Source organism: Flavobacteriaceae bacterium, assembly GCA_003443635.1.
Taxonomy (GTDB): Bacteria; Bacteroidota; Bacteroidia; order Flavobacteriales; family Flavobacteriaceae; genus AU392.
In genome coordinates this window covers 638,052-657,523 of the sequence record CP031964.1, presented here as the reverse complement: position 1 = coordinate 657,523, position 19,472 = coordinate 638,052, and the positions used below count along the sequence as shown (strand labels likewise).

General features: G+C 31.6%; 13 protein-coding genes. 9 read left to right on the top strand and 4 right to left on the bottom strand.

Annotated elements, in window-relative coordinates; all coding sequences use genetic code 11:
* Window positions 1-28: 28 nt before the first annotated feature.
* The 3 genes from D1817_02870 to D1817_02860 all read right to left on the bottom strand — a co-directional run bounded on the left by D1817_02870 (window position 29) and on the right by D1817_02860 (window position 6,298).
* Window positions 29-1,375, bottom strand: coding sequence for a deoxyguanosinetriphosphate triphosphohydrolase (locus D1817_02870; protein ID AXT18846.1), 1,347 nt, complete (start codon window positions 1,373-1,375; stop codon window positions 29-31).
* 95 nt (window positions 1,376-1,470) lie between these two features.
* A complete protein-coding gene (locus D1817_02865; protein ID AXT18845.1) occupies window positions 1,471-4,278 on the bottom strand; it encodes a S9 family peptidase in 2,808 nt (935 codons plus the stop codon).
* Window positions 4,279-4,291: 13 nt separating this feature from the next.
* A complete protein-coding gene (locus D1817_02860; GenBank protein AXT18844.1) occupies window positions 4,292-6,298 on the bottom strand; it encodes a S9 family peptidase in 2,007 nt (668 codons plus the stop codon).
* A gap of 282 nt (window positions 6,299-6,580) precedes the next feature.
* Here D1817_02860 and D1817_02855 point away from each other — a divergent pair, with 282 nt between their 5' ends.
* The gene (locus tag D1817_02855; protein AXT18843.1) at window positions 6,581-9,394 is read left to right on the top strand and encodes a TonB-dependent receptor; all 2,814 of its coding nucleotides are present in this window, start codon (window positions 6,581-6,583) and stop codon (window positions 9,392-9,394) included.
* 45 nt (window positions 9,395-9,439) lie between these two features.
* Window positions 9,440-10,633, top strand: a complete 1,194-nt coding sequence (locus D1817_02850) for a multidrug transporter (protein AXT18842.1) — start codon at window positions 9,440-9,442, stop codon at window positions 10,631-10,633.
* 71 nt (window positions 10,634-10,704) lie between these two features.
* Here the strand turns inward: D1817_02850 and D1817_02845 are convergent, their stop codons facing one another.
* Entirely contained in the window at window positions 10,705-11,064 is a 360-nt protein-coding gene (locus D1817_02845; GenBank protein ID AXT18841.1) for a nicotinic acid mononucleotide adenyltransferase, read from the bottom strand.
* Window positions 11,065-11,443: 379 nt separating this feature from the next.
* Between D1817_02845 and D1817_02840 the strand changes: the two genes are divergently transcribed.
* The 7 genes from D1817_02840 to D1817_02810 all read left to right on the top strand — a co-directional run bounded on the left by D1817_02840 (window position 11,444) and on the right by D1817_02810 (window position 19,445).
* Window positions 11,444-12,667 carry a porin gene (locus D1817_02840; GenBank protein AXT18840.1) on the top strand — a complete coding sequence of 408 codons (1,224 nt, stop codon included), beginning with the start codon at window positions 11,444-11,446 and terminating at the stop codon, window positions 12,665-12,667.
* 136 nt (window positions 12,668-12,803) lie between these two features.
* Window positions 12,804-13,760, top strand: a complete 957-nt coding sequence (locus D1817_02835; protein ID AXT18839.1) for a PstS family phosphate ABC transporter substrate-binding protein — start codon at window positions 12,804-12,806, stop codon at window positions 13,758-13,760.
* A 70-nt stretch (window positions 13,761-13,830) separates the two neighbouring features.
* Window positions 13,831-14,709 carry a phosphate ABC transporter permease subunit PstC gene (pstC, locus tag D1817_02830; GenBank protein AXT18838.1) on the top strand — a complete coding sequence of 293 codons (879 nt, stop codon included), beginning with the start codon at window positions 13,831-13,833 and terminating at the stop codon, window positions 14,707-14,709.
* Window positions 14,702-15,556: a phosphate ABC transporter permease PstA gene (gene pstA, locus D1817_02825; protein AXT18837.1), complete on the top strand. Its 855-nt coding sequence runs from the start codon at window positions 14,702-14,704 to the stop codon at window positions 15,554-15,556. Before pstC ends, pstA begins: the two co-directional genes overlap by 8 nt.
* Before the next feature lie 20 nt (window positions 15,557-15,576).
* Window positions 15,577-16,368: a phosphate ABC transporter ATP-binding protein gene (gene pstB, locus D1817_02820; protein AXT21212.1), complete on the top strand. Its 792-nt coding sequence runs from the start codon at window positions 15,577-15,579 to the stop codon at window positions 16,366-16,368.
* Between the two features lie 11 nt (window positions 16,369-16,379).
* Window positions 16,380-17,042: a phosphate transport system regulatory protein PhoU gene (phoU, locus tag D1817_02815; protein AXT18836.1), complete on the top strand. Its 663-nt coding sequence runs from the start codon at window positions 16,380-16,382 to the stop codon at window positions 17,040-17,042.
* 126 nt (window positions 17,043-17,168) lie between these two features.
* Entirely contained in the window at window positions 17,169-19,445 is a 2,277-nt protein-coding gene (locus tag D1817_02810; protein AXT18835.1) for an inorganic phosphate transporter, read from the top strand.
* The last annotated feature ends 27 nt before the right edge of the window (window positions 19,446-19,472 follow it).

The following is a 19,472-nucleotide window of genomic DNA, read 5'->3' as shown; positions in this document are numbered from 1 at the left end:
TAAATAAAATAATCTTGTAATAATTTGCTTAATTAAACGCCATCCCTTTTAGCTTTTTAAACGTTAATACTGCATTACTATCTGATAGCAGAGAAATATAATGTGAAATGCTTAACAGCCGATTATACAACTCTGAATCATCTACTAATATCGTTTTAGGAAGTGTTTTTACAATAAGCTGATCGTAGTTAGATTCGTTTCCTTCAAATGTATTATTTACAGCAGTAATATAAGTTTCTAAAAGGTGTGAAATAACTTCATATCCTGCCAATTCTTTTTCAACGACTTCTTTGGATTGATACACATTCTCAATACTAAGTTTAATAATATCGTTAATCTGTGCCTCGTATTTACTTTTATCTAAAAGGCCTGTAGAAAATTCTCCTTTCAAAATTTCTTCTTCATTCTTCATAAATACACTTACAGCTTCATTAATTAATGTATTAATAGCTAAAGCACGCAAGTAACTTACCCTGTCTTGAGTGTTTGACAAAGCATAATATTTATCTGAATTTATAGAATCTCTAACTAAATTAATTAAATACTCTAAAGCAAATTCTTCTGGAATCAAACCTAAATTAATTCCATCTTCAAAATCAATAATCGTATAGCAAATATCATCTGCCGCTTCTACCAAAAATGCTAATGGATGTCTTGAATAACTTACACTCTCTCCTTTTGTCATTTGAGTCAAACCCAACTCTTCTGCAACATCTAAAAATGCTTTTTTTTCACTTTGAAAAAAACCATATTTTTTATCTGCTACATGTTTTGTTGGTTTTTTTGGCAATGATTCTTTAGGGTATTTTATAAAAGCACCTAAGGTTGCATAACTTAATCGTAATCCACCCTCTCTACCTTTTCTATTTTGAGTTAATATTTTAAACCCATTTGCATTGCCTTCAAAATCACATAAATCTTGATATTGTTTTGCAGTTAAATAGGAGGCGAACTGTTTTCCTTTTCCCTGGCTAAAAAATTGACCGATTGCTTTTTCTCCGGAATGTCCAAACGGTGGATTTCCGATATCGTGTGCCAAAGCGGCTGAAGCTACTATAGTTCCAAAATCGTTTGACAGATAACCATGTATACTATATAAATGTGGATATTTTTCTAAAAGCTTTTGTCCGACACGACGACCTAAAGAACGTGCAACAACACTTACTTCCAAACTATGCGTCAAACGTGTATGTACAAAATCTGTTTGCGATAGAGGGATTACTTGTGTTTTATCTTGAAGACTCCTAAATTCTGATGAAAATATAATTCGGTCGTAGTCTACTTCAAACCCTAAACGTGTTTCATCTTGTTCTTTTCGTAAACGTTTATTTGTATCACCAAAGCGTTTTAAAGAAAGTAATTGTTCCCAATTCATAGTAAAAAGATATGATGGCAAGATAGCTAATCTGCATAAAAAAAGCACCTTATTTCGAAATGAAAAAAGGTGCTTTTTCAGTTAATTTAGTTTATTTAATTTTTATCACTCAATTGCAATTCGTAGCCTTGATTAACTCCCTTTTCGATTGCTGGAACACCTCGTTTCATCCAAGCTGGCATTCCTGCTCCTTTTAAATGATAATCAAAAAATTGCGCCATTCTTATATTAAAATCTTTACGATTCTGATATTTTAGCGGCCAATGCGGTTCGCCATTATAATTTAAAAACCACGCTGGTTTTTGTAATCTACGCAAAGACATAAAAAATTCAATTCCTTGATACCATGGCACATGTCCATCAGCATCATTATGCATTATTAATAATGGCGTATTTATTTTATCAATACTAAATATTGGTGAATTTTCAATATAACGTGTTGGATATTCCCAAGGCGTTCCTCCAATACGACTTTGAGTGTGTTCATATTGAAACTGCCTACTCAACCCTGTCCACCATCTAATACCTCCATAAGCACTAATCATATTTGGCACAGGCGCACCTGCTTCTGCTGCTTTAAAAATGTCTGTTTTGGTCACTAAATACGCAATTTGATATCCTCCCCAACTATGACCTTGTACTCCTATATTATCTTTATCTACAAACCCTTTTTCAATGAGTGCAGTTGTTCCAGAGATCACACAGTTATAAGCACTTTCACCTGGATATCCAGTACGGTAATATACATCTGGATTAAAAATAAGATAACCTCTACTTGTATAAAAACTATAATTAATGGTAGAACGCCCAGGAGATGGAGCTCTATGACTGTAGACCCTATCAGAACTACGGTCATAAAAATTTACAATCATTGGATATTTTTTATTAGGATCAAAATTTTCAGGTTTAATAAGCATTCCTGTTAATTCAAGACCATCTAAAGATGTCCAATTTACTAATTCTGATGTCCCCCAATTATAATCTTTCTGTTGAGGGTTTGCATCAGAAATAATAGTTTCATTTTTAAAGCTCAAATCTGTTGTATAGTGAATATTTGGAAACTCTACAAAGGTCTCTCTAGTAAATAAAACACCTTTTCCATTTTTTGCTTTTTGAGGGCGCCCATATCGATAAGGTCCAGATAATACCTCATTAAATCTTTCATTTTTACGATTTAATTTCGCATATCCAGAATGTTTTGTTTTTTCGTTAAATGACATTAATAACCATTCTCCTTTAGAATCTAAAAAACGTGCTTCATTATCAAGTTCTACATATCTATATTGAGTCTTTGTTTCACGCCCTTTAGTTAAACGACTACTCGCTCCTGTTTCTGGATTAAAACTCCAAATATCGTAACGATCATAAATAATTAATGCTTCGTCATTATCTGTCCATCCAGCTAAACCATAAGCTCCAGGATAATTTGGCAAATCGTTAGTTTCGTTATAGAATACTTTTCCTTTAGTTAATTTTGAGGTTTTAGCAGTAGCAACATTATATGTCACCCAAGTACTATCAATAGCATTATAGCCAAATGCATATTTACCCATAGGACTTATTCCTATTTGGCCTCTAACTCCTTTTAACGCTTCAGTCACTGCTCCAGTATTAGTATTTATAATAGCATAATCACGACGTAAAGCACCTTTCCATTGCCTTTCTTTTTCATAGGGTAATGATGAGTTTACTAGAGCATTAATAGCATTCCCTTCGTTTGCCAGTGATGCATTAGGATATTTTTTAGTCCCTATTTGAACTAATTTATTGTTATTATTTAAATGGATTGCTGTTAAATATGATCTCTTTTTTTCGTTTTCTACTTGAAGTTCTTGTACCGTGTAAAGTGTAGGTTCATCATAGGTCCATACCTCAACATTTACAATTTCTTCTTCTAACAAAGTTGTATCTTTTACAATTGGAGGTGTCGCTAATCCAAAATATAATTTAGAATCATCTTTAGAAAAACTAAGTCTTCCATCTGATGACACTCTATAGCCGTCTGGGGCAGAGTTTGCATCTACCAATTTCTCAGCTTTAGCAGTTCCTGCTTTCCAAACATATAATTCATTGGGTCTAATTTGTGTTTTAGTTGTATCTGCATCTACAATAAACCCTAAATTTTTACCTGTTTCACTAAAATTAAGTTGGTAATATTTCGCTTTTTTAATAGTGTATATAGGTGTTAATACATTCGTTTCTAAATCTATTACATATACACCACCATCTGTTTCATTATCTTTTCCGGTAGTTGTAAACGCTAGTTTTTTAGAATCTTCAGAGAAATTATAATTTGTCACAAATTTAAGTGTGTCTTGTTTACTATTGTTCAAGTTTCTAAGCACTAAATGATAGCCATTATCTTTTCCTACTTTTTTAGCCTTCGTTTTTTTATTGTCTTTCTTTACATCTTGTTTTGAAGTATCTTTTTCTTTTTTTACAGCTTTAATCTCTTCTAACAAATATGCAATATGACTTGATCCTTTTTCTGGAATTTTATATGATTTTACATTTGCGATCTTAGTAAGCGATTTCTTTTTAAGATTATAAATTCCTAAGGTGTCTTTTGGCAACTTATCTTTCTTTACTTTCTTACGTTTTAATTCTTTAACTTCATTTTGCCAAGCTTTAATTGTAAAAATTGCAAATTCTGAATTATAAGTAAATGCCCCATTTTCGCCTCGTTGATAATCGAATATGAGATTTGCTTTTGGTGTTTTAATTTTTAAATGATTGTCTGTTTCTCCTTTTTCTAAAGCATACATAATATAATCACCATCATTAGATATTGTTCTATTCTGAATGGTATTCCAAATTTCAAAATCGGGGTGATCTAATACTTTTTTTTGAGCAATGACAACAATTGAGAAAAGGATTAAAAGTGATGAAAGAGTCGTTTTCATAATATTGATTTTGTTAGTTTTTTAAGGCTTTAATTCTATTTATACTTTTTTTATCTGTTTTTAGATATTGAGTTAACCAGTCTATCCATCTCTTATAGACATCTGTTGCCCTAACTGGATCTGAAGGAAAATGGCCTGGTCCGGGGTAAGCAATAAATTGAACAGGTACATTATTGTCTCGCAAAGCTCCGTATAATTTATACGACCCCGTAATAGTAACTCTAGAATCTCCTGTTTTAGACATAATTAGTGTTGGTGTTTTTAATTTTGAAAAATTAGTGATTGGTGAATTTTTATAAGCCCAATCCAAATTATCACCTACATAAGGCGACTCTACCATTGAGTGTCTTCGCATTCTATTTAAATCGTTAAGACTATACATATCTGTAAGATCTACCGGTGCAGCTCCAGCAACAGCAGCTGTCCACACATCAGGATATCTTCCTATTAACCAAGACGTCATCCAACCACCATAAGACCAACCTGAAACTCCTATTTTATCTTCATTTATATACTTCATTTTTTTTAATTCATTAACCCCAGTAATAATATCATGTCCAGGGCCTTCACTAGGATTCATAGAAATTGCTGATTGAAAAGCATTTCCTAGATTAGTACTACCCCTATAGTTAGGTTGAAATACTATCCACCCTTTAGCAGCCATAGCTTGAGTGGTTGGGCTAAATCCTAATACAGATGAAGCACTTGGTCCTCCGTGAATTTGAAGCACTAAAGGATATTTTTTATTTGAATCAAAATTTGGAGGATAAGTAATTACCCCATTAGGGTTTAAACCATCATTACTCTCCCATTGAAAACTTTCTTGATGACCAAGATTAATATCATTTATAAATGCATTAAAATTTGTGAGCTGAACTGGATTTGCATCTAAATTTGGCTTATAATAAACTTCAACTGGATAATCTTTTTTAAGCCCTGTTAAAACCATGCTCTCATTTTTAGCCATACTGAGACTAGATATACTTACAAGTTCTCCAATATTAAGCTTTGAAGTTTTACCATTTTCCATTTTAAAAAGCATATTTCCTTTACGATCAATGGCACGAACTAATATAGCTCCATCAGAAAGCCATTCTATATTTGAAACCGATTTATCTAATACTTTGGTAATATTTTGTATAGCTCCTGTTTTAATATTTACTTGATGCAAATCACTCATATTTGATGGGAATCCATCTCTTGGATAACGATAGACTACAGATTGATTATCTGGAGTGAAAAATGGTTGTGATTCTCTTTGTTTATTTTTAGTAATTGGTTTTAATTCTTTAGTAGCAGTATTATAACTATAATTTACTCCTAAATCAGAATCTCCTGAATAAGCTGATGGATATTTTGTAAATGCCAGTGTTTTTCCATCTGGTGACCATGCTAAAGACGATGTAGACAACCCTGTTGCTACTGTAAATCCATCTGGTGTTATTTTACGTACATTACCATCTGCATTTGCAATCCAAACAGAAGTGTTTATAGGAGTTTCGTCTATTAAATAATCATTGTTTCCTGCTTCAAACGAATCATTAAATCGATCCGCTCCTTTTTTTTCTTCTCTCTTATCTCTAACAAAATATGCTAATATTTTTCTATCAGGGCTCCAGCTATATCTTACAATTCTATTATTACTATTTGTAATTTGCTTTAACGATTTCGATGCAACATTTAAAATATGTACCTGACGCCCATTTTTGCTTCTCGTTATCAGTGAAATATTTTCATCATTAATCCAAGATGGAGACCCTATTCCTACTAAATTCTCTCCTATTACTTTTTGTGATTTAGAAGCTATGTCTAATATAATAAGCTTTCTATCAAAACTGTTAACCTCCAAATTACGTTTTGAAGTCATAAACAATGCTGATTTACCGTTTGGTGATATTTGTAATGATGAAATACTAGTTAAAGCATTCATATCGTCTAGTGTAAATATTTTTGTCTGCGCTTTTATAAAAAAATTAAAGCTTAAAAATAACAGTGTAATTATTTTAGTTGACGTTTTCATTACTTATACAGTTTTAAAAATTACGTAACGGGCATTAAATATAGTATAGTTTTTTCGAAATGTGTTGATTTAAAGGAAAAAGCGTTTTGATCTTATAAACATCTATAGTTTTCAAGTTTAACAATATGTTTTTTTAATGTTAATTAATTATTTCTTAATGATAAACAAATCTTAAACTCATTAACATTCTGGTAATAGTTTCATCATACATCTTTAACTTCAGTATAACTTCATTTTTACAGTTGCTCGGTTTCTTTGTGCCAAGAAATTTTACTATAACTAATGAAAAAAATCACACTATTATTTATATTATTAACAGCCACTATCTCTTATGCCCAAAATACGGGTTCAATAGTAGGGAAGTTAATAGATAAAGAATACAATAACGAGCCTTTAGCTTTTGCTAATATTATTATTAAAGGTACTATTAAGGGAACAACTTCTGATATTGATGGCTTATACAAACTCGAAAATTTAGAGCCTGGAGATTATATCATTCAATATAGTTTTGTAGGTTATGAAACACAAGAAATAAATGCAACAGTTGTAGCTGGAAAAGTAACTACTATAAATGTTCCTATGGGAGCAAGCGCTGCTTCTTTAGATGAAGTTATAATTACTACCACAACACGAAGAGAAAGTGAAGTTGCTTTATTATTAGATCAGAAAAAAGCAGTAGAGATCAAACAAAGTATTGGATCTCAAGAATTAGCTCGAAAAGGGGTTAGTGATGCAGCTGGGGCTATTTCTTTAATTTCAGGAATTTCTAAACAAGAAGGTTCTAGTAATGTTTATGTAAGAGGATTAGGAGACCGCTATCAAAACACGACTTTAAATGGCTTATCTCTTCCTTCTAATGATATTGACAAAAAGAACATTGATCTATCTTTATTTTCTTCAGACGTAATTGAAAATGTATCAGTAAGCAAAACTTATTCTACTCGTTCTTTTGGAGATTTTGCTGCAGGTAATGTGGATATTAGCTCTAAAGATTATAAAGGAAAAGGGTTTATTAATTTTACTTCTGGATCATCAATCAATTCGAGAGCAGTTAATCAAAACTTTGTACGAAGTGAGGGAACAGGCTTTTTTGGTTATTATGGCAGAAATGATAATAACCCTTTTGCAGTAGTAATATCTCAACCTATTGATCCAGTTAACGCAGGAGAACCTGTAAATATAAACTTTGGAGGTTCAGCAGGTATTTCTTTTGATATTGGTAAAGCTTCTCGTTTAAGTTTATTTGCTACTGCATCTTTCGAAAACGGATTTGAATATAGAAGAGGTGAAGCTGCAAATTTCACTACAGTAATTACAACTGCATTTCCTGATGCTGAAGAATTTGAATATTCTACAACTACCACAGCTTTAGCTAACATTAATTATAAAATTAATGACAAGCATAAAATTAAATACAATTCTTTATTTGTAAATAGCTCATCAGATCAAGTTGGAAATTTTGGGATTAATGGGGGAGGTCAAAACAGAAACGCAATTGCCAATGCTGATGAAGGTTTTTATCAAAAAAACATTCAGTTTGATCAAGATATTATTATTGTGAATCAGTTAATTGGCACTCACAATATTAATGAAAAATTAAAATTAGATTGGGGAATTGGTTATAATAAAGTGTTTGCTAATCAACCCGACAGAAAACGTTTAAGTTTAGAAAATTTTCAGCTATCACTAGATAATGATCCTAGTACGAATCCAACTTTTTTTAATAATATTCCTTTTGACAATCAGCGTTATTTTCAAGATATTGAAGATGATGAATTCACATCTCGTTTAAATTTAGAATATACATTAAACGAAAAAATAAAACTAAACATTGGTCATAATTCAAGAATTAAAGAACGTGCTTTCGATAATATAAGATATGGATATGATATTGTAGATCGAAATTTTCAAATAACTGACGTTAATAATTTTGATGCCATTTTTAATGTTGAAAATTTATCTCTATCAGATGGGGGTGGTATTTTTAGAACCTTCGTTTTTAACGCTATCAACCCTCCTCAAGTTGGCCCTTTTAACAGACCTGGATTACCAGAAAATACATATACAGGTCGTTTAGAATTAAATGCAGGTTATGCTAACGCAGAAATAAACATTAATGAGAAGCTATTAATTGTTCCTGGAGTAAGAGTGGAGTTTTTTGATCAGAGTATTGATTTTGATGTTATTAATTTACCTCCTAACGATCCTGGTTTTAGAGAGGTTGATAACACTTTCTTTTTACCAAGTTTAAATGTACGTTATGCTTTAAACGAAAATCAAAACTTACGTTTTTCTGCTAGTAAAACGGTATCTGTTCCCGAATTTAAAGAAGTAGCTCCATTTGTTTACGAAGGTGTAACTACTAGAATTGGAGGTAATCCAGATTTATTAGATGGGACATCGTTTTCAAAAATATATAATGTTGATTTAAAATACGAATGGTTTTTAAGTAAAAACGAATTACTATCTGTAGCCGTTTTTGGAAAACAAATTAATGACCCTGTAAATCTAGTAGTTGCTAATGATGCAACAGGAACACAACGTTATTTTAGAACTGGAGATAGAGCTGATGTATTTGGAGTTGAATTAGAATTGAGAAAAAACATTATTCAAGATGGTGATGAGAATACAAAACTATCGTTTGGTTTTAATGCAACTTACACTTATACCGAACAAGATTTAAGAAGTTCTAATGGGTTATTTTCATCAACCTTAGACAGAACCGATCAATTACAAGGAGCTTCTCCTCTAATTATAAATGCAGATTTAAATTACACTCCAACATTTGGTAAATATAAACCTAAAGCGAATTTGGTTTTCAACTATTTTTCTGACAGAATTGATGCCTTAGGTTCTGGGCAATTAGGCAATATTGTTGAAAAATCTGTTCCTACGCTAGATTTCATTCTTAAAAATGATATTACAGAAAAACTCGAACTCAATTTTAGTGCTAAAAATATTTTTGATTCTACAATCCAATATGTAAGGGAAGACACCCCTTTTGGAGATATTTCTGTAACCTCAGCAAATGGTAAAGGTATTACTAATTATAAAAGAGGGGTTGACATAGGGTTTCAATTAAAATACAAATTTTAAAAATCACGAATAAAGATAATTATTATAAAAATTAAATTAAACAAAATGAAAAATAATTTATTATTAGGATTAGCAATAATAACAATGCTATTTTCTTGCACAACAGACGACACTCCAGAAATCATAATAAATGATAATAGTGTTACAAACAACAATACTGGTGGCGGTAATGGTAACGGATCTGAAACTATCTTTTTATCAGGAACTTTTACAGAAGATTTAACTTTAGAAGAGGATAATAATTATGTAGTTGATGGTCCATTAATTATGGCTTCTGGTACTACACTTACTATTCCTGCTGGTTTAACCATTGAAGCTTTAGCTACTGGTGCAGATGTGTATATTGCAATCTCTCAAGGAGCTCAAATAATCGCAAACGGAACTGCTTCACGTCCAATCATTCTTACTTCTAACTCTTCTGCGCCACAAGCTGGGGATTGGGGTGGTTTAATATTATTAGGTAATGCTCCCATAAACTCTGTTACCGGTGGATCAGCAACTTCAACTTCAGAAATTGCTAACTTACCTTATGGAGGTAATATCGTTGATGATACTTCAGGAAGTTTACGTTATGTACGCGTACAATATTCTGGTGGATCTGCAGATGGCCAGTCTGAAAACAATGGATTTTCTTTTTATGGTGTTGGAAACGGAACTACGGTAGAATTTATTCAAGTATTTGAAGGTTTAGATGATGGTGTTGAATTTTTTGGCGGAACTGTAAACGTAAATAATGTTTCGGTTATCAACGCTCAAGATGATTCTATAGATTGGACTGAAGGGTATTCTGGAACTATAGTAGATGCACATATAAGACATGGGGCGGAACACGATAGAGCTATTGAAGCTGATGGGTTTAATACAGATATAGGTAATAACTCAAATCCACTATTCTTTTCAAACCCTACAATAACTAACTTAACTGTTGAAGGTCAAGGATCTGGTAGCGGGAATGAAGCCATCAGGTTAAGAGCTGGTACTCAAGGTACACTTACTAATATTGTTTTAGAAGGGTTTCCTGGAGGGTTTAGAGTTGATGGAGATAATGCAAATAGTCCTACAGGTCAAGCAGTTTTAGATGGTAATTTATCTGTAACAGATGTTACGCTTACAGATGTATTAAATACTGTAAGAGTAAACACTACTACTGTATTTACTGAAGCTGATCTTATTTCTGGTATTGGTAATGGTACAGGAACAGATTTTGCAACTTGGGGAGCAGGTTGGGCTGTACAATAAAAGACATATCATTTATATAAAAAAAGAGCCTTGTAATTTTGCAAGGCTCTTTTTTTTGGCTTTAATTCTAATTAATTACGAACTGCGACTCTTGTTTTATCATTAGTCCATTCTGTAATACTTGCAATAACATTGCTTGTATAATCTATTTCTTTTAAGGTTTTATCATTCCAATAAAACCACTTGCCGACTTTTTTACCATTATCATAATTAGCCAAAACTAACTTTTTGCCTTCTGCATCAAAACTTAACCACTCTCCTTGCAATTTTCCATCTAAAGTGTAAGCTCCTGTTTGGCTTACAACTCCATTGTCATGATAGTACGTCACATCAATTAAATTGGTTTCTTTATTAAGTTTTAAATCTCTTTTTTCTTGTCCAAAAGAAACTGCAGTAATTAAAAAGGCAAATAATAAAATTGTGTTTTTCATAATTATTTATGGTTTTTAAATTACTTGTAATACAAATATAAAGATTAATTTACATTAAATCAATATTCACATAACGTTAAATTAACATTAAACACACAAGTATCTATTAATAAGCATACTATGTTAAAAAATTATTATTAATAATTACTTAATATTAGCATTACACTTAGTTTACTTTAAGAGTACATCTTTGTGATGTCTTAAGGCAAAAATTTAGTATTCATATAATCTATTAGTTTTTGTCGACTACATTATTATGATTTCTAAGGACTGCCTTTGGCCAAGGCAGTTTTTTTATTATATTTTAATAATACTCCCATAACATTAAGTTAACATTTGTATTAGTTATTTGCACCGGCAAAAATTAATAAACAACTATATGAAACTTAAAATTACGCTTATCGCATTATTATTAGCATTTACCTATTCTTTAAATGCTCAAGAAATTAGCGATGCTAAATTCGGAAAAGGAATATTCAACTTTGTAGCTAAAGACAGTTCTTTTAGTGTGAAATTTGGTGCTCGTTTTCAAATAAATTCAACATCAACTTGGAATTTTGATTCCTCAAGAGATCAATTTGGAAGCCCTGACCATAATTTTGACCTACGTAGAGCACGTTTAAAATTTGATGGTTTTGCTTTTTCTCCAAAGCTTAAATATAAAATTGAATTAGGGTTATCAAATAGAGATGTTTCTGGTGCTAATCAATTTAATAGAAATACACCACGTACCATCCTTGATGCTGTCATTAAATGGAATTTTGCAGGTAATTGGGAACTTTGGGCTGGACAAACAAAACTACCCGGAAATGTAGAACGTGTAGTATCTTCTGCTAATCTTCAATTTATAGATCGTTCGTTATTGAACAGTCGTTTTAATATAGATCGTGATTTAGGGATCCAATTACGCCATAAAGATAAGTTAGGGAAAAATTTTGTAATCAGAGAGAAATTCTCATTATCTCAAGGAGAAGGAAGAAATATTACAGAAGGTAATATTGGTGGTTTGCAATATACCGGGCGTGTTGAATTCTTACCTTTTGGGGAGTTTCAATCCAAAGGAGAGTATTTTCAATCTGATTTAAAACGCGAGCAAAAACCAAAATTGTTTTTGGCCTTCACTTATAATTTTAATGATAATGCTGTAAGATCTAGAAGTGGTTTAGGGAGTTTCCTTTTTATAGATAATGGCAATAATCTATTTGAGAGTGATGCCACAACTATTTTTGCAGATGCAGTGTTTAAATATAGAGGATTTGCTTTTCAAGGAGAATATGCACATCGTGATGTTGACAATGTTCTCGCTATTAATACTGATGGGACATCTGCAGGAAATGGATTCAGCACTGGTAATGCCTTAAATTTACAAGCAAGTTATCTATTTAAAAGCAACTTTGAAATAGCTGGCCGTTTTACTACATTGGATGAAGACAATGTAAGTGGGGGAGCTATTGTAGGTGCAGATACTAACGAATATACTTTGGGAGTTTCCAAATATATTGTTGGTCATAATTTAAAAGTACAATCTGATTTTAGTTATAGAACTGTAAATGGTATTGAAAACAGGCTTGGATTCAGAATGGGTTTTGAATTACAATTTTAAAAAATAAATTAATACAAACTCTTTGATTATAAAGAGTTTGTATTTCTATAAAATAGCATTTTCTTTATTTTCAGTTAACACTAAAATAACACTAGAGATATTCCTTTGCATTAGCAAAAACTAATATTTATAACACATGAAAAAATTACTAATTATTCTTGCCTTAGCCCTTACGTTTGGAGCTTGTGGTAACAAAAAAGAACAAGGCTCTGCATCAACAAATGATACTGCTGCTTTATCTGGTACAATTAAAGTAGATGGATCCAGTACTGTATTTCCCATTACTGAAGCAGTAGCAGAAGAGTTTAGATCTGCTCAACCTAAAGTAAAAGTAACCATTGGTGTTTCTGGAACTGGTGGTGGATTTAAAAAATTTGCCAGAGGAGAAACAAATTTATCTAATGCTTCTCGTCCTATTAAAGATAAAGAGAAAGCTCTTTGTGCAGAAAATAACATTAATTTTTTAGAATTAGAAGTTGCTTACGATGGTTTAGCAGTTTTAGTAAATCCAGCAAATGATTGGGTAGACAATTTTACTGTTGAAGAATTAAAGAAAATATGGGAACCAGCTGCTCAAGGTGTAATTATGAAATGGAATCAGATTCGCCCAGAATGGCCAGATGAAGAGATTCATTTATTTGGACCTGGTGTTGCTTCTGGAACTTATGATTATTTTACTGAGGCTATCGTTGGAAAAAGTGGTTCTAGTAGAGGTGACTTTACAGCTAGCGAAGACGATCATGTATTAGTACAAGGTATTGCTGGAGATAAATATTCTTTAGGGTTCTTTGGATTAGCTTATTACGCAGAAAATAAAGACAAATTAACACTTATTGGGGTGCATAACGGCGAGGAAGTTGTAAAACCTACTCTAGAAACCGTAAGTAATGGGTCATACAGACCATTATCAAGACCACTATTTATTTATGTAAATAGCACATCTGTTGCATCTCCTGAAGTTGTAGAATTTGTTGATTTTTATATTGATAATGCTGCTGAATTATCTCAGGACGTTGGATACATTCCATTACCAGAAGAAAACTATGCAACACAAAGAGCAAATTTTAAAACCTTTGTTGAGAACAATAAATAGAAAATATATTTTATAACAAATAATCAGGTGCTTTTTAGTGCCTGATTTCTGTATTTAATACAATAGCCTAATGCGAAAGATAAAAGAATTAGTAATTGAAAGATTACTTTTATCAAGCTCCTTAATTACCATCTTGGTAACTGTAGGTATTATAGCCGTTTTATCTGTTGAAGCTGTTCGCTTTTTTAGTGAAGTTTCTATTATAGAGTTTTTTACAGACACACAATGGACGCCTTTATTTACAGAGAAGCATTTTGGAATTCTTCCATTACTTTCTGGAACATTGCTCACCTCTTTTATCGCAATTGCTGTAGCTTTACCTATTGGGCTGTCTATTAGTATTTATTTAAGTGAATATGCTCCTAAAAGCTTTCGAAAAACAATAAAGCCATTATTAGAACTTTTAGCAGCTGTACCAACAGTTGTTTATGGTTTTTTTGCATTAGTCGTTGTGACTCCTTTTTTACAAAGTATTATCCCAAGCTTATCTGGATTTAATTCACTCTCAGCTGGAATTGTAATGGGGATTATGATTATTCCTTATATTTCATCTATAAGTGAAGATGCTTTACACGCTGTTCCAGATTCGTTGCGAGAAGCATCTTTTGGTATGGGTGCTACAAAACTACAAACCGCTTTTAAAGTAATTGTACCTGCTGCCTCTTCAGGTATTATTGTATCTATTATACTAGCTATTTCAAGAGCTATTGGAGAAACGATGATTGTTGCCGTTGCTGCTGGTCAACAACCTCGATTAACTCTAGATCCAACTGTACCTGTAGAAACCATTACTGCTTTTATTGTGCAAGTAAGCTTAGGAGATGTACAACATGGGTCGTTGGAATACAGAACTATATTTGCAGCAGGGATTACTCTATTTGCATTTACTTTTTTATTGAATACGCTGAGTTATAGAATCAGAAAAAAATACCAAGAGAAATATGAATAGTATTCAAAAAAATAGATGGAAAGATCAAGCTTTTAAAATCTGGGGGATTATTTGTACTCTCATCGGATTGGTATTATTAGCTGTATTTATTGGAGATATTCTTATTGATGGTATTCGTAGAATCGATTGGGCATTTATTACCGATTTACCTTCAAGAAAAGCCGAAAAATCAGGAATCTATACTGCATTAATGGGAAGCATCTGGATTTTATTATTTACTACATTAATTGCTTTCCCAATGGGAGTAGCTGCTGGTATTTATTTGGAGGAATATTCGAAAAAAAATAAACTTTCTGGGCTTCTAGAAATTAACATTTCTAACCTTGCAGGTGTACCTTCAATTATTTATGGGTTATTAGGACTCGAAGTATTTGTTAGAATAATGAATTTAGGTGCCAGCGTGTTAGCTGGATCGTTAACATTATCATTATTAATATTACCTATTATAATTGTAGCAACACGAGAAGCTATAAAAGCAGTTCCAAAATCTATACGAGATGCTTCTTATGCTTTAGGTGCTTCAAAATGGCAGACTATTTGGAATCAAGTACTACCTGCATCTGGTGGAGGTATCTTAACTGGTGTTATTTTAGCATTATCTAGAGCCGTTGGTGAAACAGCTCCTTTAATTGTTGTAGGTGCATTAGCTTATGTTCCTTTTGCTCCTGAAAGTCCAATGGATGAGTTTTCAGTATTACCAATTCAAATTTTTAATTGGATTTCAAGACCGCAACACGGTTTTATAGAAAATGCCGCTGCTGCAATTATTATATTATTATTAATCACTTTTGTAATGAATGGCATTGCTGTATATTTCAGAAATAAATGGCAGAAGAAATGGAAATAACAAAAATACCTTCAAAAAAAATGACACTAGATAAAGTAATTGATCCATCATTAAAAAAAACACCTACTATTGAGGTGAAAAACGTTAAGGTATGGTATGACGATTTTGAGGCAATTAAAGGTATTGACATGAGCATAAAACCAAACTCTGTCACTGCTTTTATTGGCCCTTCAGGTTGTGGAAAGTCTACGTTTCTTCGTTTGTTTAACAGGATGAATGATTATGTTGAGTCATTCAGAATGGAAGGAAAAATAAAAATTAATGGCTCTAATATTTATAAGAAAAAAGTTAATATTGAAGAGCTTCGTAAAGAAATTGGAATGGTATTTCAAAAACCTAATCCGTTTCCAAAATCTATTTTCGACAATGTTGCATACGGTTTAAAAATACAAGGTATTAAAGATAAAGCGTTCATTAAAGAACGTGTAGAATCTTCTTTAAAACAAGTCGCTTTATGGGATGAAGTAAAAGATGATTTAAAAAAATCTGGTTTAGCATTATCGGGAGGGCAACAACAACGTTTATGTATTGCTAGAACTCTAGCAGTTGAGCCTTCTATTATTTTAATGGACGAACCAACTTCTGCTCTAGATCCAATATCTACAGCAAAAGTTGAAGAACTTATATTTAAACTTAAAGAAAAATACACCATAGTTATTGTTACACATAATATGCAACAAGCAAGTAGAATTAGTGATCAAACTGCTTTTTTCTATCTTGGAGAACTTATAGAGTTTAATAAAACAAAAACTATCTTTACTAATCCAGAAAAGAAACAAACCGAGAATTATATTACAGGTCGTTTCGGATAAATTATTTTAATATGGCAAATGCTAAATACCAAAGAGATATTTTAAATCAAGCAGGATTAGAAATGCTTTCTCTTTGTCAATCTCAATTAGAAAAAGCGAAAGAAGCAATAATTAACAATGATAGTGACCTAGCTGAAGAAATTATACATACAGAAAATCGTGTCAATGCTTTAGATTTAAAAATAGAAAAAGATTGCGAAAAATTCTTAGCATTATATAATCCTGTTGCTATCGATTTAAGGTTTATTATGGCTATTCGAAAAATAAACTTTGACTTAGAACGAATTGCTGATCATGCTTATGGGATTGCTAAATATATTGAAGGTGAGAACAAACAAATTCCTGCTCATTTATTTGAGATCTTAGAATTTGAAAAAATGTTTAGCACTATTATTTCTATGTTTGATAATATCACAACTGCTTATGAGGAGAAAAGTGTGAAAGCTGCTCGCAAAGTATTTAAAAAAGATAAAATCTTAGACAAAATAAATGCCAATTCTTTAGCTATAATTGAAACAGAAATAAAAAAGAATACTGCTAATACAAGAGAATCACTTATTATATTTTCTATTATAAAAAAGCTAGAACGTGTTGGTGATTTAATAGAAAACATTGCTGAGGAAATTATTTTTTATATTGATGCTGAGGTATTAAAACATCGCAAGAAAAAATAAATTTCTCTTTTCTTATTTATTCAAGTAAGTTGATAGTAATTTAATTATATAGGTTACAAGAATTTTATAATTTTAAAATTCAATAATTAAGTTACATTTGCAATAACTACTATTCAACTTTTAACTATGGATAATATTTATATTTATATGCTTGTAGCCATAACAATTTTAGCAGTCGCTGATATTGTAGTAGGTGTAAGTAATGATGCAATTAATTTTTTAAATTCTGCTATTGGTTCCAAAGCTATCCCTATAAGAACTATTATGATAGTTGCAAGTTTAGGGATTTTTATAGGAGCTGTATATTCCAGTGGTTTAATGGAAGTGGCTCGGAAAGGAATTTTTGTCCCTGGAGAGTTCTATTTTAATGAGATCATGATCATTTTTATGGCGGTAATGGTTACCGATATACTTTTATTAGATTTCTTTAATACTTTAGGCTTACCAACATCTACAACGGTTTCAATTGTATTTAATTTATTAGGGGCAGCTGTTGTAATGTCGTTAATAAAAATTAGCACTTCAGACACTCAATCCTTTGCAGATCTGGGTAGTTATATCAATACTAAAAAAGCTTTAGAGATTATTAGAGGTATTTTATTATCTGTTGTAGTCGCCTTTACTGTTGGAGCAATTGTACAGTATATTTCGAGACTTATCTTCACTTTTGATTATGAAGAAAAAATAAAAAAATATGGTGCTATATTTGGTGGCGTAGCTTTAACTGCAATTACTTATTTTATTTTCTTAAAAGGATTAAAGGGAACTCCTTATTACAAGGATATGAAAGAACTATTAGAAGGCAATGAAATTTTACTCACTGCAGGCAGTTTTGTTGTTTGGGTTTTATTTTCATATGCGTTTCAAAAAATAACTAAGAAAAGCATCCTTCTTATTGTAATATTAGTAGGGACTTTTGGATTAGCATTAGCTTTTTCAGGGAATGATTTGGTGAATTTTATTGGAGTTCCTATGGCCGCTTATCACTCATTTGAAGCTTGGTTAGCTTCTGGTGTAGAAGCCTCAAGTTTTTCGATGGAAGTCTTAGGTAAAAAAGTACCAGCAGAGCCGTTTTTACTTTTTATTGCTGGTGGTATCATGGTAGTTACCTTATGGTTTTCTAAAAAAGCAAAAACAGTAGCTGAAACCGAAATTAGCTTATCACGTCAAAGTGAAACTCATGAGAAATTTAAGCCTAATGTACTTTCAAGAAGTATTGTAAAAGGATCTTCTTGGGTGTCTAATACAATAACAAGTATTCTTCCTTCATCTGTACAAAGAAAAATTGACGCAAGTTTTCAAAAATCAGGAGCTATTATTACAAAAGATCAAAGTATAAATGCTCCAGCATTTGATTTGATTAGAGCTTCAGTAAACTTAATGGTAGCAGGAATTTTAATTTCTATTGCAACTTCTCAAGGTCTTCCATTATCTACAACTTATGTGACTTTTATGGTTGCCATGGGAACATCCTTTGCAGATCGCGCATGGGGTAGAGAAAGTGCCGTATATCGTGTTGCTGGGGTTTTAAAAGTAATTGGAGGATGGTTTTTCACTGCTATAGCTGCATTTACCGCTGCTGGAGTAGTAGTGTTTTTGATTAATTGGGAACCAAAAACAATGATTCCTATATTGTTATTACTAACTGTGGTATTATTAATTAGAAATTACTTATCTCATAAAAAGAATGCTAGCAAAGTAATTGATGAAGATAGTTTAACTAATGCAGAGAGTAGTTCTGTACAAGGTGTTATCCATGAAAGTGCTAAAAATATTGCAAGTGTTGTAAAACGTGGTAATAAAATTTACACTAACGCAATTGCAGGTTTAGCAAAACAAGATTTAATTCTACTTAAAACAAATAAAAAGCAAGTAATTAAGCTTTCTGATGAAGTTGATGAATTACGTGATAACATCTTCTATTTTATTAAAAATTTAGATGAATCTAGTGTACACGCCAGCAGCTTCTATATCAATATCTTAGGGTATTTACAAGATATGACACAGTCTTTAGAATACATTTCTAAAACAACTCATAAGCATATAAACAACAATCATAAAAAATTAAAATTCAATCAAATTAAAGAGCTTAAACAGGTTGATGATGCTATAGAAGTTTTATTTAATGATACCAAAGAAGCATTTAATTCTGGATCTTTTGAACAAATAGGTGCTATTTTAAATGAAAAAAATAAAGTTTATGGTTTAGTAAAAGATAAAATTCAAAAACAAGTAGAGCGTACTCGTACTGAAGAATCGAGTCCTAAAAACACAACGCTTTATTTTAGTTTACTTTTAGAGACTAAAGATTTATTAAAAGCAACAATGAACTTACTCGAAGAGTATTATAGTGCTCATGACAGTTCTGTTGAGCCTGCAACACCTTCAGAACCTGAAGCATAATAAATTATTCAGTATAATTGTTCTCAA

Bases quoted from the DNA above. Each gene is read 5' to 3' on its own strand.
- D1817_02870 (AXT18846.1), bottom strand. From the start codon at position 1,375: ATGAATTGGGAACAATTACTTTCTTTAAAACGCTTTGGTGATACAAAT.
- D1817_02865 (AXT18845.1), bottom strand. From the start codon at position 4,278: ATGAAAACGACTCTTTCATCACTTTTAATCCTTTTCTCAATTGTTGTC.
- D1817_02860 (AXT18844.1), bottom strand. From the start codon at position 6,298: ATGAAAACGTCAACTAAAATAATTACACTGTTATTTTTAAGCTTTAAT.
- D1817_02855 (AXT18843.1), top strand. From the start codon at position 6,581: ATGAAAAAAATCACACTATTATTTATATTATTAACAGCCACTATCTCT.
- D1817_02850 (AXT18842.1), top strand. From the start codon at position 9,440: ATGAAAAATAATTTATTATTAGGATTAGCAATAATAACAATGCTATTT.
- D1817_02845 (AXT18841.1), bottom strand. From the start codon at position 11,064: ATGAAAAACACAATTTTATTATTTGCCTTTTTAATTACTGCAGTTTCT.
- D1817_02840 (AXT18840.1), top strand. From the start codon at position 11,444: ATGAAACTTAAAATTACGCTTATCGCATTATTATTAGCATTTACCTAT.
- D1817_02835 (AXT18839.1), top strand. From the start codon at position 12,804: ATGAAAAAATTACTAATTATTCTTGCCTTAGCCCTTACGTTTGGAGCT.
- pstC (AXT18838.1), top strand. From the start codon at position 13,831: ATGCGAAAGATAAAAGAATTAGTAATTGAAAGATTACTTTTATCAAGC.
- pstA (AXT18837.1), top strand. From the start codon at position 14,702: ATGAATAGTATTCAAAAAAATAGATGGAAAGATCAAGCTTTTAAAATC.
- pstB (AXT21212.1), top strand. From the start codon at position 15,577: ATGACACTAGATAAAGTAATTGATCCATCATTAAAAAAAACACCTACT.
- phoU (AXT18836.1), top strand. From the start codon at position 16,380: ATGGCAAATGCTAAATACCAAAGAGATATTTTAAATCAAGCAGGATTA.
- D1817_02810 (AXT18835.1), top strand. From the start codon at position 17,169: ATGGATAATATTTATATTTATATGCTTGTAGCCATAACAATTTTAGCA.